This window comes from Anabaena sp. FACHB-595, from assembly GCF_048568275.1.
Classification (GTDB): Bacteria; Cyanobacteriota; Cyanobacteriia; order Cyanobacteriales; family Nostocaceae; genus Trichormus.
In genome coordinates this window covers 2019677-2037853 of the sequence record NZ_CP183473.1, presented here as the reverse complement: position 1 = coordinate 2037853, position 18177 = coordinate 2019677, and the positions used below count along the sequence as shown (strand labels likewise).

Genomic DNA, 18177 nt, shown 5'->3' with positions numbered 1-18177 from the left:
TGAAAGTATATTGGCTTTTCACAAAATCACACGAAAACGCTCTATATAATTTTAAAGACGCTAGACTCGTCATTCTACTCTAAATCTGTAATTTAGCGCCTTTACACTAGTTTCGGAAGCATATCACAGCTTCTATTCTGATGGCTCCTCCTAAAGTCATCACTTACTTTAGCAGTGCTAACTTGTGGTTTGTTATAAAATTCACAGGTATTTGACGGTATTCCGCAAAGTTTTGGAAATTTTTAACTTTCTAATTTGTGTCGATAATAATGTGATTATAGATATGGAGGGCATTTAAATCGTGTCTCAACCGCGCAATCGGTGGATAGTTCAACTCATCTTGGCGCTAGCAGTTCTAGCTTTTGTGGGTGTTTCAGTTGTTCCCATTATTGGGGCGTTGAATGATAATACGTCACCCTCAAACCAGAATAGTGCTAGTAACCAAGGCGACTCGCTCGCCTCTAATCAACAATCCAAATTGGCAGACGAAGTACGTGGATATGAATTGGTTTTACAACGGGAACCAGAAAATCAAACTGCATTGAAGGGTTTATTACAAGCGCGGCTGCAACTTTTAGCTTTAAAACAAGGTAATGTCCAGAGCGTGATAGAGCCTCTGGAAAAGCTAGCCAAGCTTAATCCTAATCAGTCGGAGTATGGAGTGCTATTAGCCCAAGCCAAACAGCAAATTGGTGACAAGGAAGGGGCGGCTACAGCTTATCGCTCAATTTTGGATACCAAACCTGGTGATTTAAAGGCTTTGCAAGGGATGGTAGTTCTTTTGTTAGATCAGCAACGTCCAGAAGCTGCGGTTGGTTTGTTGCAAGATACTCTGACTAATGCTGCCCAAGCCAATACCATCCAGCCGGGGAGTGTGGATGTAGTGGCTGTACAGGTGCTACTGGGTAATGTTCATGCTGCTCAGAAACGTTATCCTCAAGCGATTTCGGCATTTGACCAAGCAATTCAGAAAGATACGAAGGATTTTCGTCCAGTTTTGGCAAAGGCTATGCTGTTGAAGCAACAAGGAAAAGCCACCGAGGCTAAACCTTTGTTTGATAGTGCCTTGGCTTTAGCGCCGGCTCAATACAAAGATGAGATTAATAAAGCCGCAACTGTATCTCCTGCACCTGCTCCGCCTGCACCTCCCGCTCCCACTCCTGAAAGCACCCCGAAGCAATAAAGAAAACTCTAACCCCCAATTTTTAGGGGGTTATTGATGAGTAGGATAAGAATTTTAAATGTTGAATTGTTACACTCCTTCAATAGCGGCGACAATACCAAAAATCAAAAATAGGCATCCGCCGGCAAAGGTAAGCTGACGTTCAGAAATTTTCCCGGCAATCATTTTGCCCCCAATGACAGCGATCGCCGCACAAATGGCATGACCTAAAATGGCTCCTATGGTGACACCAATAATGTTATTACCTGCGGCTAAGGCTATGGTGGCTATTTGGGTGCGATCGCCCCACTCTGCCATAAAGGTCAAGACAAAGGCTTCTAATATAATTGATAAGGGCGTTTTTTGTTTTGGTAGCTGTAAATCTGCTTTTTCTACGGCTGCTTTCGCCTCTTCCATCTCTTCCATCACTTCAGCTTTATCCGCCGCCGCCGACATCTTACTAGCGTCATACAACAGTTTCAGACCAAAGGCAATAAATAAGGTTATTTCAGCGTAATAAATGTACACTGGTGGCAATAGAGATGCAGCTTTGCCAAATAATACCGAGAGTATTGTCATTGCGGCTAAAGCGCCCACCACTCCTGTAAATACCCATCGTCGGGAATGGTGCATTGCCAAGATCATGGCGATGAAGAAAGTTTTATCTCCCAGTTCTGAAACTGTAATTAGTAATAAACCTGCGGTAAAAGCTGTTAGCACTCTCTCAAGCTCCTGAAAAATGTTTACCGATGTGAAGCTTGATGAATGCCAAAAGACCCCACCAAGCCACATCTTAAATGTGAACTTAGTGAAGGTCTCGCTTCCAAATATTTTCTAGTTGTCACCTGAACCAGGCTCATCGCCAGTATGTTGATTCAGATGTACTGGCTTTTGCCAGCAGCTACTCCCCTTCTTATCAGAATAAAATTGTATAGCAATTCTCAATGAATTGTAAATATATTTTTAGCTGTTGAGTGCAAATATCAGGACATATCCACCAATGCCATACTTAACTGATGCCAGGGAAATTCGTGCCATAGTTGCTGGATATACTCAAGCTACTACTTTATGGATAGATACCGAGGTCGCTGACTATAAAAGTCGTAATCCTCGATTATCGCTGATTCAGGTATTAGATGATCCTAACGATATGAGTGGCGATCGCGTTTACCTTTTGGATGTACTTGATCAGCCTGATTTAGTAGCTGACTTTGTTGATAAAATTATGGTAAACACAAATATTGAAAAGGTGTTTCACAATGCTAACTTTGATGTCAAACTTCTGGGCAATAAGCAAGCCAGAAATATTACCTGCACTTTAGAAATTGCCAAAAAAATTCCTTATTATCTCTTGCCAGTACAAAATTACCAACTGCAAAGTTTAGCTAAATTATTATGTAATTTTAATAATATTGATAAACAAGAACAAGGTAGCAATTGGGGACAACGACCTCTAAGCGAAGAACAAATAGAATATGCTTATTTAGATTGTATTTACCTGGCTCAAATCCATCGCCGTTTGTTAGAACTGCAAATAGAAAGCAACCCCGATCCAGAAACATTAGATATAACAGTTATCAACTCACGCTTTTCCCAAATAGAAGAACAGTGGAAATTGTTAAATTCTGAATATGAGTATCTACAAGAGCAATTAAAAAAAGCTATGCAGACTCAAAATATATCGGAAACTTCTACTTACAAACTCACCAGTTATCAACGCAAAGTTGTGAAAGTACAGTTTTCTGAGTTGTCTAATCTAGTACAAAATCAAGGTATTAGTTTAGATTTTCCAGTTACATTAACTCAGAAACTACAAAAAGATTTAGGGGAAAATATCGAACAACTATCTGTAGATATCGATGAAAATACTTATTTACGGCTAACCCTGAAAAATCAGGATGATTCGTAATTATTAATAGCCTAAAAATTAGAGCATTTTTGAGCAGTATAGCTTTGCTTACCCTAGTGAGATGCAAACAACAATAATTTAGGACTTACCCATGAAAACGAAAAATCAAGAGTTTAGACAAGGGTGTAGGAGTATAAATTTTTAAGAGCCTTACACCCAGTCTCAACAGACAACCTGGGTGAGTAAGACCTGTTCATATCATATTTAGTCTGAACCTGATCCAGACTTGGTTAGATTTATCAATTCTTAATTTAATTTTTTGAGTATTTTAACTGATTGACAAAATTTACTGCGCTTTTAATTCTCACCAACGCTCTTGGAATACACTATTTTTGTGGAGATTACAAAATTTTTTGGTGTCAATGACATTCCTGATTTATGTTGTTTTGATTAAAAAATTCTTTAAAGAGACAAAATTTTAGAAATTACTGAGATGATCTCCTAAAGATATTTGTTCCCTATATAGATTTTAATTTTTGCTTGACTCGCTTAGGTTCGCTAAATCCAATTTTGCGGAGCCTTTTGATGTCTTTAACTGATGACCTGCTGCAAGCTTTAAAGTTAACATTACCGGACAACAACGTAAACATCGTAGTTGCTTATCCTGGTTCTGGTGGTGATGGACCAAGCTACGTAGACCTTACAATCTCCAACGGTAATTTCCTCAATGGACTGTATGACACCTATTGCATTGATGCGAATCAAACTATTGTTCCAGGGCAATCCTACCAAGCGCAAGTTTATTCTAGCTATAATGACCCTCTGCCAACAGGGATAATTGATAAACCCGAAAACCTAGATGAGATTAACTGGTTAATTAACCAGAAATTCGTAGGCAAACAATCTTCAGGGGGTCTCGGTGCCTATACCTCCGGTGATATACAGGTAGCCATCTGGACTCTGCTTGAGAACACAGTTCCTTCCAACATATTAGGTACAGTAGGCGCATACAACCAAAACCGAGCCAATCAGATTGTTGAAGCAGCCTTTCAAAATGGTGGAGGCTTTGTACCTGGTATCAGCCAAGATGGCATACCTCAAGATATCGGAATTATTGTTGTTCCTGTTAACCAAACAGGAACTAATATTGCACAAAGTACCATTAATATTCTCAAGACAGCTGCTTTGGGTGATTTTGTCTGGGAAGACCTCAATGCTAATGGCGTTCAGGATGCCAATGAAGCGGGTGTAGAAGGTGTTACTGTTACCCTCACTGGTGGTGGCAAAGATGGTGTCATCGGTACAGCAGATGACACTAATGTCACCACAACCACAGATGCCAATGGTTCTTATCTATTTCCACTTCTTTTGCCTGGTGTAGAGTACAAAGTTACCTTTAGCAATCTACCAACAGGTTTTGTCTTTACACAGTCCAATCAAGGTAATGATACAACCGATTCTGATGCTGACCCACTCACCGGTCAGGCACAAATCATCGAGCTGAATCCAAATGAGTTCAATCGCACTATTGATGCAGGTATATATAGGAAGGCAAGTTTAGGAGACTTCGTATTCAAAGATGCCAACAACAACGGCATTCAAGATGCAGGAGAAGTTGGAGTTGGTCAAGTCACAGTCGAATTAATCAACCCAACAAATGGGGATGTCATCGCCACAACCACAACAAATAGCAGTGGTGGCTATCAATTCAGTGGTTTAACCCCAGGTAATTACCAAGTCAGATTCACAGCCCCCACAGGCTACATCTTCTCCACCGCCAACCAAGGCAGCAACGACGAATTAGACAGTGATGCCAACCCCAGCACAGGTTTAACCCAAACACTCACCCTGACATCAGGAGAATTCAACGGGACACTGGATGCAGGTTTAGTACCCCTAGCTAGTTTGGGTAATTTCGTCTTTGAAGACAAAAATGCCAACGGCATTCAAGATGCAGGGGAAACAGGTATTGGCAATGCCACAGTTAACCTCTTAGATGCAGCCGAGAATATCATCGCCACAGCCACAACAGATGATAATGGACTGTACTCATTCACCAACCTGCGACCAGGAGATTACAAAGTCCAATTTGTACAACCCAATGGCTTCAACGGTGTTAGTCCGCAGAATGTAGGTGGGAATGATGCCATTGATAGTGATGGGTTAGTTTCTGATATCGTTAACCTATCGCCAGGAGAGAATGACACCACAGTTGATGCTGGGTTCTACAAAACCGCTTCATTAGGAGACTTCGTATTCAAAGATGCCAACAACAACGGCATTCAAGATGCAGGAGAAGTTGGAGTTGGTCAAGTCACAGTCGAATTAATCAACCCAACAAATGGGGATGTCATCGCCACAACCACAACAAATAGCAGTGGTGGCTATCAATTCAGTGGTTTAACCCCAGGTAATTACCAAGTCAGATTCACAGCCCCCACAGGCTACATCTTCTCCACCGCCAACCAAGGCAGCAACGACGAATTAGACAGTGATGCCAACCCCAGCACAGGTTTAACCCAAACACTCACCCTGGCATCAGGAGAATTCAACGGGACACTGGATGCAGGTTTAGTACCCCTAGCTAGTTTGGGTAATTTTGTCTTTGAAGACAAGAATGCAAATGGAATTCAAGATGCCGGAGAAACAGGTATTGGCGATGCCACAGTCAAGCTCTTGGATACATCCGGAAATGTCATAGCCACCACCACAACAGATGGTAATGGATTGTATTCCTTTACCAACCTGCAACCAGGAGACTACAAAGTCCAGTTTATTCAGCCCAGTGGCTTTGATGGTATCAGTCCCAAGAATGTAGGTGGGAATGATGCCATTGATAGTGATGGATTAATCTCCGATGTAGTTAACTTGTCTCCTGGAGAAAATGACACCACTGTTGATGCCGGCTTCTATCAAACCGCTTCATTAGGAGACTTCGTATTCAACGATGTTAACAACAATGGCATTCAAGATGCGGGAGAAATTGGTGTAGGGGGAGTCACAGTCGAACTCATCAACCCAGCGAATGGGGATGTCATAGCCACAACCACAACAGATGCAAATGGTGGCTATGGATTCAGTGGCTTAACCCCTGGAGAATACCAAGTTAAATTCACCGCCCCAGCAGGTTACAACTTCAGCCTTGCCAACCAAGGAAACAATGATGCATTAGATAGTGATGCCAACGTCAGCACAGGTATCACCCAAACACTCACCCTGGCATCAGGAGAATTCAACGGGACACTGGATGCAGGTTTAGTACCCCTAGCTAGTTTGGGTAATTTTGTCTTTGAAGACAAGAATGCAAATGGAATTCAAGATGCCGGAGAAACAGGTATTGGCGATGCCACAGTCAAGCTCTTGGATACATCCGGAAATGTCATAGCCACCACCACAACAGATGGTAATGGATTGTATTCCTTTACCAACCTGCGACCAGGAGATTACAAAGTCCAGTTTGTACAACCCAATGGCTTCAACGGTGTTAGTCCGCAGAATGTAGGTGGGAATGATGCCATTGATAGTGATGGATTAATCTCCGATGTAGTTAACCTATCGCCAGGAGAGAATGACACCACAGTTGATGCTGGGTTCTACAAAACCGCTTCATTAGGAGACTTCGTATTCAACGATGTTAACAACAACGGCATTCAAGATGCGGGAGAAGTTGGTGTAGCAGGTGTAAGCGTTACCCTCACTGGTGGCGGTGCAGATGGCATTATCAATGGTATTGGCGATACTACCGTTACCACAACTACTAATGCCGGTGGCAATTACAATTTTGCCGAACTCACACCTGGTCAACAATATCAAGTCGGATTCTCTGGTCTACCAGCAGGATTTCAGTTTACTCAAGCTAATGTCGGCGCTAATGATGTTGTAGATTCTGATGCTAATCCCAGCACTGGCAAAACTCAGGTTGTCACCCTTGTCTCTGGTGAAAATAATCTCACTTTGGATGCGGGAATATACCAAAATGCTGGTGACTTATCAATCACTAAAACAGATGGTTTAACAAATGTCACCCCAGGACAGCAGATAACCTATACCATCGTGGCGCGAAACAATGGTCTGATTACTGCTACCAATGCGCTGGTGAGTGATATCATCCCCAGCAACTTGACCAACGTCACTTGGACAAGCGTGGCCAGTGGAGGTGCAACAGACAACCAAGCCAGTGGTACAGGCAACATCAATGATCACGTCACCCTGACAGGGGGTAGCAGCATTACCTACACAGTCACAGGAACGGTAGTTAGTAATGCAGCATCCACAGGTAGTTCGACCAGATTTGACTTTGATGGCAATAGTCCGTTGGATGGGACAGATGGCAATACACGCACATTCACCCAAAACGGAATTACGGTCACAGCTAGAGCCTTTAGCCGTGTTGATGGCACAAATGGTGCTTGGAGTGCGGCTTATCTGGGTAGCTATACTGGTGGCTTAGGTGTTACCGACAGTAGCGAAGGAAATGGCGGTAACAACACTCATGTGGTTGATAACGTTGGGGGAAGGGATAACTACGTCTTATTCCAATTTTCAGAAGCAGTGGTGTTGGATAAAGCTTATCTGCAATATGTCCTCAAGGATAGTGATATCTCTGTCTGGATTGGTAACTTTAACAATCCTCTCACGAATTTAAGTGACTCAACTCTCAACAGTTTTGGGTTCTACGAAGCTAACGTTACTACTAGTAGTAGCGATCGCTGGGCTGATGTGAATGCAGGTAATTATGTTGGTAACACCATTGTCATCGCTGCTTTAGATACAGATACCAGTCCTGAAGATAATTTCAAGCTTCGCTATCTGGATGTTCTCAAAGCCATTCCCGCTTCTTTGGTCAATACTGCTACGATTACTGCTCCCAATGGTTTCACTGATACCAACCCCAACAATAACAGTGCTACTGATACCAACACTATCGTTGCTCCATCTGGTGACTTATCAATCACTAAAACAGATGGTTTAACAAATGTCACCCCAGGACAGCAGATAACCTATACCATCGTGGCGCGAAACAATGGTCTGATTACTGCTACCAATGCGCTGGTGAGTGATATCATCCCCAGCAACTTGACCAACGTCACTTGGACAAGCGTGGCCAGTGGAGGTGCAACAGACAACCAAGCCAGTGGTACAGGCAACATCAATGATCACGTCACCCTGACAGGGGGTAGCAGCATTACCTACACAGTCACAGGAACGGTAGTTAGTAATGCAGCATCCACAGGTAGTTCGACCAGATTTGACTTTGATGGCAATAGTCCGTTGGATGGGACAGATGGCAATACACGCACATTCACCCAAAACGGAATTACGGTCACAGCTAGAGCCTTTAGCCGTGTTGATGGCACAAATGGTGCTTGGAGTGCGGCTTATCTGGGTAGCTATACTGGTGGCTTAGGTGTTACCGACAGTAGCGAAGGAAATGGCGGTAACAACACTCATGTGGTTGATAACGTTGGGGGAAGGGATAACTACGTCTTATTCCAATTTTCAGAAGCAGTGGTGTTGGATAAAGCTTATCTGCAATATGTCCTCAAGGATAGTGATATCTCTGTCTGGATTGGTAACTTTAACAATCCTCTCACGAATTTAAGTGACTCAACTCTCAACAGTTTTGGGTTCTACGAAGCTAACGTTACTAATAGTAGTAGCGATCGCTGGGCTGATGTGAATGCAGGTAATTATGTTGGTAACACCATTGTCATCGCTGCTTTAGATACAGATACCAGTCCTGAAGATAATTTCAAGATTCGCTATCTGGATGTTCTCAAAGCAACTCCCGTTTCTCTGGTCAATACTGCTACGATTACTGCTCCCAATGGTTTCACTGATACCAACCCCAGCAATAATAGTGCTACTGATACCAACACAGTCATAGCTGCTCCTGGTGTGCGTACCCCGGACTTCTGGGCAAATACAGAGTGGCAAAAGTTCTGGGATGGTAATCAAGGCAACGAGCCAACACAAAAAACACTGACTAGCGACCTTCTGTTCGCTCCTTATACCAACTCTGCCCAATCGGGAAAAGTACTTGATCCCGTGACTGGACAGTATCATGTGGGGTTACTCATCGGTGACTTCAACCGCAACGGTATAACTGATGCAGGAGAAGACACCCTCTTCTATACTCTCAATCAAGCACGCCAGATTGTTAATTCCTCCGCACATCCCAATGCAGATAAGCGTTATGATCTCGGTCGCTCTTTAGTGGCTAGTTGGTTAAATTATGTCGCGGGGAACCCCATTGACACCGCTAATGCAACTGATAAGGATGCTCGATACTATATCAAAGAAGGTATCAATTGGTTGCAAGCTTTAACTCCAGATGAAAATGGTGATAAGAAAGGTGATGGAGCCATTCATCAAATGACTGGTAGCAGTGTCACTAGCCCAGGGTTTAATGATACTTGGTGGAGTTATGGTATTTCCAGCGCATCGAGTTTACCAAATGCCTATAAATCCAACACCAATGTTTCCTATGGGATAGATGCTGGTACCACCATTAATAGTAACCTGGAGCATTACAACAACGGTTTGGGGCTTGCAGATCATGTTTTCTCTGGAGGAAACGCATAATAGCCTAGAAGACATCATTGTGATTAATTATTTTGATGACAATGTTTTTGTTTCCTTGAGTCTGTAATCATGCTTGCCACTAATTAACAGAATTGATCTGAGCGCATTTGAGAAAAATGTAGCTTAGATCAATTCTTGACAACATTTTTTAAATCAGAAAAATTATGAGCTTGTCAATTAAGATACGTACTTATATAAGCTCTATAATAATTTTGAAATAGCACCCAATTTAAAAGTTAATCTGTGTTAAGAAGATGACTATTTCCACTTCATCAAATCAAATTATAGGATTTAAATTATTAGAAGAATGGACAAATACAAAAACAGATTATCCTAGAAATTCTACAATTCATGAATTATTTAGAATTCAAGTATTAACAACACCTAACTCCGTTGCAGTTGAGTATAAAAATCAGAAGATTACCTATCAAGAACTTGAAAATAAATCAAATCAATTTGCCTATTATTTGCGGCATATTGGAGTAAAAAAAGAAACTTTAGTCGCTTTATATTTAGAACGTTCTCCTGATGTAATTATTGCTATATTAGCTATTTTAAAAGCAGGGGGAGCTTATTTGCCATTAGATATTTCCGCTCCTTTAGAACGATTGGAAACTATCATAAAGGATGCCGAAGCGTTCATTTTAATTACTCAAGAATCTCAATTAAATTATCTGGAAAAAATTACAGATGAGATTCAAACTATCTGTATTGATAACCAAAGTAATTTAACGGATTTTTCTGATGATATTTCTCTGTGTAGTGAAGTCACTGCCCACAATTTAGCCTATGTTATGTACACATCAGGCTCAACAGGTAAACCCAAGGGTGTTTGCGTAGAACATCGTGGTGTTGTACGACTAGTGAAAAATACGAACTATGCTAATTTTAGTTGTGATGAGGTTATCTTACAACTTGCTTCTATAGCCTTTGATGCAGCAACATTTGAGATTTGGGCTGCTTTATTAAATGGCGGAAAATTGGTATTGATGCCAATCAACATACCTTCTTTGCAAGAAATTGGTATGGCGATTAAACAATACCATGTTACTACTTTATGGTTAACAGCCGGATTATTTAATTTAATGGTAGAGGAGCAAATAGAACATCTAAAATCCTTGCAACAACTTTTAGCAGGGGGTGATGTTTTATCAGTGTATCATGTCAGTAAAGTCATAGAAGAATTACCAAATTGTCAATTAATCAATGGTTATGGCCCCACGGAAAATACAACCTTTACCTGTTGCCATAAAATTACTGTTAATGACCTGATAAAAGATTCAATTCCTATTGGTCGTCCCATTGCGAATACCCAAGTATATATACTCGATGATGTTTTACAATTAGTTCCTATTGGGATTGCCGGTGAACTCTATATTGGAGGTGATGGGTTAGCACGGGGTTATTTAAATAAACCGGACTTAACAGCAGAAAAATTTATTCCCCATCCTTTTAGTGATAAACCCAACAGTCGTCTCTATAAAACAGGCGATCGCGTTCGCTGGCTACCCGATGGTACAATAGAGTTTTTGGGACGAATTGATTTTCAAGTAAAAATCAGAGGCTTCCGGGTAGAATTGGGTGAAATTGAGGCAATATTAGCACAGCATCCATCAGTGCGATCGGCGGTTGTACTAGCACAGGAATACCAGCCAGCAGACAAGCGATTAGTAGCATACTTTACTAGGGAAGAAAATTGCAACACAGTAGCCCCTAGTGAATTACGCCATTTTCTCCAACAGAAATTGCCAAATTATATGATTCCATCGGCTTTTATCTCGTTGGAGAAGTTACCTCTTAATGCTAACGGTAAGGTAGATCGAAAAGCTCTACCGAATGTAGATAAAATCTGCATAGATACAGATAGCAATTTTGTTTCCCCCCGTACCCCGACTGAGGCAAGGCTAGCTAGTATTTGGGCAGATGTTTTGGGTATACAAGTAGGAATCTATCAACCATTTTTAGAAGTAGGTGGACACTCCCTTCATTCCACTCAGATTGTTTCCCGCGTGCGGGACTGTTTTGGAATCAATTTGCCTGTTTACGCAGTTCTAGAGGCATCGACAATTGCTGAGTTGAGTCGATGGATTGAATCGCCAGATCAGCAACAACAGCCTAAACAGAGTGTTCCAGCATTGCAACCCATTTCGCATCAAAATAACCTACCTCTGTCGTTATATCAGGAACGATTGTGGGTGTCAGAACAAAAATCTGGTTTCAAACCGATTTACAACCTACCAATGGCCTTTCGGCTAAAAGGAATTCTGCACATTTCGAGTTTGGAACAGGCCATCAACACAATTATTCAACGACACGAATCTCTGCGAACTACATTTCCCATTCTGGAAGGACTACCTGTTCAACACATTGCTTCAGAATTAATTATTGCCATTCCCATTCAGCAGGTTGAGAACGATGGGAAAATGGAGATACAACAGTTAGTCAATGCAGAAGCCAGACAACCATTTGACCTGACACAAGAGCCACCAATTCGCGCTCGGTTACTGCGGTTAACAGAGAAAGATCATGTACTGATGATCACGATACATCACATTGTTGCCGATGGTTGGTCATTAGGAATCTTTAACCAGGAGCTATCAGATATCTACGCAGCTTATACCCAACAATCTCCTTGTCCCCTAGCTCCACCATTATTTCAGTACAGAGATTTTAGCCTTTGGCATCAGCAACAGTTTCAGCAGCCAGAGGTATATACCCCTTTAGTAGAGTACTGGAGTCATCAACTAGCCGATGCCCCTCCTTTACTGCAATTACCAAGCGATCGCCCTCGCCCTCCATTACAATCTTTTCAAGGACGTATCCAATCATTTCAAATTGACTCAGAGCTAACGCAGCAACTAAAAAACCTCAGCCAACAGTCTGGATCTACGCTATTCATAACACTGTTAGCAAGTTTCGTGATTTTACTGCATTCCTACAGTAGTCAAAAGGACATGGTAATAGGTTCCGCAGTTGCAAACCGCAACCACACCGAAATTGAATCTGTCATTGGCTGTTTCTCTAACATTATGCCGCTTCGCATCAGTCTAGCGGGGAATCCGTCTTTTCTCAATTTACTCCAGCACTTACGCCAAACTACTCTAGAAGCCTATATCCATCAAGACTTTCCTGTTGAGCAACTGCTACCTACTCTACAATCAACCAGAGATTTAAGCTACTCTCCCTGGTATCAGGTGATATTTAATCTGCTGAATGTACCTATGAGTAATCTAGAGCTAACTGGACTGAACATAGAGTCACTACCAATTGAGAAAAATACTGCTCTATTTGATTTGTCTCTGTTAATGTGGGAAACAACCGCAGGCTTATCAGGAATCTTTGAATACAATAGTGATCTGTTCAATGAACGCACAATTGAACAGTTAATCCAAGACTTTCAGGTCTTATTACAAAAACTTTTAGCCAATCCAAATCAGAGTATTCGATCACTACCGATGTTGATGAAGGACGAACAATATTGGCAGCAACAGAAAAATCAACTAACTCACCATATCTCATCAAATATCAATCCACCTGGACAAGTCACGAACGCGACAGATTTTTTTCCTCAAGATGATTTAGAGCAGCAACTAATCACAATCTGGGAAAAAGTTTTGGGTGTTTCATCTATAGGTGTTAACGATAATTTCTTTAATTTGGGAGGACATTCTTTATTAGCATTACGCCTATTTGCCCAAATTGAGAAAACTTTGGGCAAAAAACTGCCCCTAGCAACTCTTTTTAAAGTACCAACAATTAAAGAACTTGCTCAGGTAATTCGGCACACAGAGAATTTAGAATCTTCATTTACTCTAAATTCCTCCCAATTTGATCCAGAAGATTATCGCAAACTTATGGCCATTAATGCTGGCCGTCAGGGAGAAAAACCTAGACCTGAGTCCTTAATCGTCAGTTTTAATCATCAAGGTAATAAACAGCCATTTTTCTTGTGTGCTAATGCTTTAGATGAAGTGTTGCCACTCGCACCATACCTTGGGCAGGAACAACCAATTTACTTTATGGAATCAGGTTTATCTGTCTTTAAACATAGAGCTACAGAAGAAAATATCCAAGCACTTGCGGCTTATCATCTGAATGACATTCTCACCTTGCAACCAAAAGGAGATTATATTTTGGGTGGTTTTTCTTTTGGTTGTTTAGTGGCTTATGAAATTGCCAAACAACTTGAGCGTCTTGGTAAAAAGGTTGCTATCCTCACAATAGTAGATTTTCCTGGTTCTGATCCGATTTTCCATTACTATTTAGCTAACATATTTCCCATCTTCCCCAAGATAAGACTGTTTTTACAACAGCCTCACAAAAGTCTCGCTAAAAAGAATAAAAACAACTCCTCTTCCAGAAAGAAGAACTTGCAGCCTCGTATTACACCAGGCTACTCTGGCAAGATTCACCTTTTTTTAGCTAGCGATTTGTCTTTATCTTACAAGTTATTACGTTTTCTTTTTCCTCTTTTTGGTTGGAATAAGCAAATAGTAGAGAGGGTTTACCAACTGCCGGGTAATCACAGAAGTTTGCTCGAAGAACCTCATGTGAAGGTGTTAGCAGATAGATTCACTCTTTTGTTTAGAGATATCAATTTTTAGCTTGATGTAGAGCGACAAATAATTTGTCGAAGTGGTCAAATAATTTGTCGCTCTACAACAAAAATCGGGATGACTGGATTCGAACCAGCGGCCCCTTCGTCCCGAACGAAGTGCGCTACCAAGCTGCGCTACATCCCGTTAAAAAAATTATACGGCCCCCTTAGCATAACATAAATAATAGTCAATACCGAAAAGATATCTACATCTATATATTATATATAGATGAATCGGAACGGGATTTGCTTGCTAGGATTAGATTTGTATAACATTCAGTGGTAAAAGCGGATTGTGACTGTAAAACCAGACTGGTTGCGGGTAAAAGCGCCTCAATGGGAGCGCGTTGGTAACGTTAAAGAAATTTTGCGGGATTTAGCGCTAAATACAGTTTGTGAGGAAGCGTCATGTCCAAACATTGGTGAATGCTTCCAAGCTGGTACAGCCACATTTTTGATTATGGGGCCAGCCTGCACCCGTGCTTGTCCTTATTGTGATATTGATTTTGAGAAAAAACCCAAAGCGCTCGACCCCACAGAACCCACACGATTAGCCGAAGCTGTGCGGCGGATGAGACTGAATCATGTGGTCATCACTTCTGTGAACCGAGATGATTTACCAGATGGTGGTGCATCACAGTTTGTCAAGTGTATTGCAGAGGTGCGCGCGGTTTCGCCTCAAACCACAATTGAGGTGCTAATCCCTGATTTGTGCGGTAATTGGGAGGCGTTAAGGATCATTCTCCAAGCATCACCAGAGGTATTAAACCATAACACAGAAACGATTCCTCGCCTTTATCGACGAGTCCGACCCCAAGGTAACTACGATCGCACCCTAGAATTATTGCAGCGATCGCGTCAAATTGCTCCCTGGCTTTACACCAAATCCGGTATCATGGTCGGCTTAGGCGAAACTAATGCCGAAGTTCGCCAAGTGATGCAAGACCTACGTGCTGTGGATTGCGATATCCTAACAATCGGGCAGTATCTCCAACCCAGTCAAAAGCACTTGCAAGTCAACGATTTCGTTACTCCAGAGCAATTTGCTGCTTGGCAAGTTTATGGTGAAGAACTCGGATTTTTACAAGTTGTCTCCTCACCTTTGACGAGAAGTTCTTACCACGCCGAACAAGTACGACAATTAATGGAGCGTTACCCACGGAACAAGTAGAAGCGTAATCAATCGTGTCTCTACAATTTTGAATTGAGAATTTTTAAATCGGTGCAAGAAACTACTATATCGATTTTGGGTGCAGGTGCTTGGGGTGCATCTCTAGCAAATCTAGCAATAGCCAATGGTAACAGGGTGCGTGTATGGTCACGACGAGGATCTGAAACATTGTCAGCAGTTTTGCAGGGTGCGGATATAGTTCTATCTGCCATTTCCATGAAAGGAGTGAGAGAAGTTGCTTCACAAATTCAATCTCTCACTCCTTCACCAGAAACTATTTTTGTCACGGCTACCAAAGGTCTAGAACCAGAAACGATTTATACCCCGTCGCAAATTTGGCAATCGTGTTTCCCCCATCATCCAGTAGTTGTCCTATCTGGGCCAAATTTATCTAAAGAAATCGACCAATCCCTACCAGCCGCCACGGTAGTAGCTAGTCGTGTAGCTACCGCCGCCGCTACAGTGCAGCTGGCATTTTCTTCGTCTCGTTTCCGCGTCTATACAAATCCTGACCCCGTAGGTGTGGAGTTGGGGGGTACACTCAAGAATGTAATTGCGATCGCCTCTGGTGTATGTGACGGTCTACATTTAGGAACTAATGCCAAAGCCGCTTTAGTCACGCGCGGACTCACAGAAATGGTTCGCATTGGCAATTGTTGGGGTGCAAAGACGGAAACATTTTATGGTTTATCTGGTCTAGGGGATTTGTTAGCTACCTGTAACAGTCCTTTAAGTCGCAATTACCAAGTTGGCTATCAATTAGCCGGTGGTGAAACACTGGCACAAATTCTAGCAAAATTACCAGGAACCGCCGAAGGAGTAAACACTTGTCAGGTATTAGTCCAACTAGCTAGGCAACAAAATATAGTTATCCCTATTACCGAGCAAGTTTACCGATTACTACAAGGCGAAGTTACACCACAGCAAGCCCTTGATGAACTCATGCTCCGAGATATTAAGCCGGAATACAACTAATTGGCGATTGGTGATTGGTAAGGGGTAATTGGTAATTGGTTAATAGTCAACTGACAACAAGTCCCCAATTTAACTCATCACTACTCATCATCCCCATTACTCCACACCATACTGAGTCCTCAAAAATCCTGAGAAAAAAATTAGAAAATCGTCAGGAAATTACTTATATACCCATGTAGATGTGACTATGCCGATAATAAACATAATTTTTACTGAAATATGTTTATACAACATACCCAAGTTACAGTTAATAGCCAACAAGGTGAAAACGCTGACTAAGTAATTCGGAAATTAAAATCTAATCGTAAATTTGAATAGCTATTGGTTCAATCAGACTCTCAACAGCCAACTATAGTTAGGCTGTAATGTCTGAAAACAACCACTAAGGTTTTTTTGTAAAAAAAATTTTAGTGAAAACCTTAACCGTGTTAGTTCATCTAGAATCACGGGAACAATAGCAACAGTTAAATAGCTGACCGCAATCTATTGTTACCTGGAGCCATAGAGACGATCTTATGCCAGCAACATCTTTTTACGCAGATGCCGCCTACAATACCCAAAAATCCCGCCAGGCTTTAGACCCTGATATCGCCATTGATGACAGTGATTTGTCGGTGGATGAGATCCAAGAATTAGAGATAGCTGCTGCTGATCCCGCTACTTTTGGTGCTAGCGCTAACCGTCGTAGTACAGACTTAGTACGTCTATACCTTCAGGAAATCGGTCGAGTCCGTTTGTTAGGACGGGACGAAGAAGTTTCTGAAGCTCAAAAAGTCCAGCGTTACTTAAAGTTGCGGATAGTGCTAGCTAATGCTGTCAAACAGGGAGATGAAGTTGCTACTCCTTATCTACATTTAATCGAAGTTCAAGAGCGTCTAGCATCAGAACTTGGCCATCGTCCTTCCTTGGAAAGATGGGCTGCTACTGCTGGTATCAACTTATGTGACCTGAAGCCAATTTTATCGGAAGGTAAACGTCGCTGGGCAGAAATTGCCAAGATGACGGTGGAAGAATTGGAGAAAATGCAATCTCAAGGTCTTCAGTCAAAAGAACACATGATTAAGGCTAATCTGCGCTTAGTCGTGTCTGTTGCCAAAAAATACCAAAATCGTGGTTTAGAATTATTAGACTTAGTTCAAGAAGGCACTCTCGGCTTAGAACGAGCTGTAGAGAAATTTGATCCAACTAAAGGATATCGTTTTAGTACCTATGCCTACTGGTGGATTCGCCAAGGGATCACAAGAGCGATCGCTACTTCTAGTCGCACAATTCGCCTCCCTGTTCATATTACAGAAAAATTAAACAAAATTAAAAAGGCTCAACGCAAAATCGCTCAAGAAAAAGGTCGCACTCCTACTTTAGAAGACCTAGCAATTGAGTTAGATATGACCCCTACCCAAGTGCGGGAAGTTTTACTAAGAGTACCCCGTTCTGTTTCTTTGGAAACCAAGGTAGGTAAAGATAAAGACACTGAGTTGGGAGAATTATTAGAGACTGACGGTGTAACTCCTGAAGAAATGTTAATGCGAGAATCTTTACAAAGAGACTTGCAACATTTATTAGCTGATTTAACTAGCCGTGAACGTGATGTCATCTTGATGCGTTTCGGTTTAGCTGATGGTCATCCTTACTCATTGGCAGAAATTGGCCGCGCTCTGGATTTATCACGGGAGCGAGTACGCCAAATTGAATCTAAGGCCTTGCAAAAACTCCGCCAACCCAAGCGTCGCAACCTTATCCGTGACTATTTGGAATCTCTGAGTTAGATAGTTAATAGTCAATAGTCAATAGTCAATAATCAATAATCAATAGTAAACAAAATCCATACTATAGATTAT

The 18177-nt window shown here is 41.7% G+C and carries 8 protein-coding genes and 1 tRNA gene; 7 read left to right on the top strand and 2 right to left on the bottom strand.

Going from position 1 to position 18177, the window contains the following annotated elements:
• Positions 1-301: 301 nt before the first annotated feature.
• Positions 302-1183 carry a tetratricopeptide repeat protein gene (locus tag ACN222_RS08445; protein ID WP_010995868.1) on the top strand — a complete coding sequence of 294 codons (882 nt, stop codon included), beginning with the start codon at positions 302-304 and terminating at the stop codon, positions 1181-1183.
• A 69-nt stretch (positions 1184-1252) separates the two neighbouring features.
• Here the strand turns inward: ACN222_RS08445 and ACN222_RS08440 are convergent, their stop codons facing one another.
• A complete protein-coding gene (locus tag ACN222_RS08440; RefSeq protein ID WP_010995867.1) occupies positions 1253-1882 on the bottom strand; it encodes a TMEM165/GDT1 family protein in 630 nt (209 codons plus the stop codon).
• A 280-nt stretch (positions 1883-2162) separates the two neighbouring features.
• Here ACN222_RS08440 and ACN222_RS08435 point away from each other — a divergent pair, with 280 nt between their 5' ends.
• The 3 genes from ACN222_RS08435 to ACN222_RS08425 all read left to right on the top strand — a co-directional run bounded on the left by ACN222_RS08435 (position 2163) and on the right by ACN222_RS08425 (position 14200).
• Positions 2163-3071, top strand: a complete 909-nt coding sequence (locus ACN222_RS08435; RefSeq protein ID WP_010995866.1) for a ribonuclease D — start codon at positions 2163-2165, stop codon at positions 3069-3071.
• A 525-nt stretch (positions 3072-3596) separates the two neighbouring features.
• Positions 3597-9596 carry an SdrD B-like domain-containing protein gene (locus ACN222_RS08430; RefSeq protein WP_010995865.1) on the top strand — a complete coding sequence of 2000 codons (6000 nt, stop codon included), beginning with the start codon at positions 3597-3599 and terminating at the stop codon, positions 9594-9596.
• A 254-nt stretch (positions 9597-9850) separates the two neighbouring features.
• Entirely contained in the window at positions 9851-14200 is a 4350-nt protein-coding gene (locus ACN222_RS08425) for a non-ribosomal peptide synthetase (protein ID WP_126987251.1), read from the top strand.
• A gap of 64 nt (positions 14201-14264) precedes the next feature.
• Here the strand turns inward: ACN222_RS08425 and ACN222_RS08420 are convergent.
• Positions 14265-14338 (bottom strand) — tRNA-Pro (locus tag ACN222_RS08420).
• Between the two features lie 150 nt (positions 14339-14488).
• Between ACN222_RS08420 and lipA the strand changes: the two genes are divergently transcribed.
• The 3 genes from lipA (at position 14489) to sigC (ending at position 18105) form a co-directional block, all read left to right on the top strand.
• Positions 14489-15364, top strand: a complete 876-nt coding sequence (gene lipA / locus ACN222_RS08415; RefSeq protein WP_010995863.1) for a lipoyl synthase — start codon at positions 14489-14491, stop codon at positions 15362-15364.
• A 51-nt stretch (positions 15365-15415) separates the two neighbouring features.
• Entirely contained in the window at positions 15416-16339 is a 924-nt protein-coding gene (locus tag ACN222_RS08410) for an NAD(P)H-dependent glycerol-3-phosphate dehydrogenase (RefSeq protein WP_010995862.1), read from the top strand.
• 515 nt (positions 16340-16854) lie between these two features.
• The gene (gene sigC, locus ACN222_RS08405) at positions 16855-18105 is read left to right on the top strand and encodes an RNA polymerase sigma factor SigC (protein ID WP_010995861.1); all 1251 of its coding nucleotides are present in this window, start codon (positions 16855-16857) and stop codon (positions 18103-18105) included.
• The last annotated feature ends 72 nt before the right edge of the window (positions 18106-18177 follow it).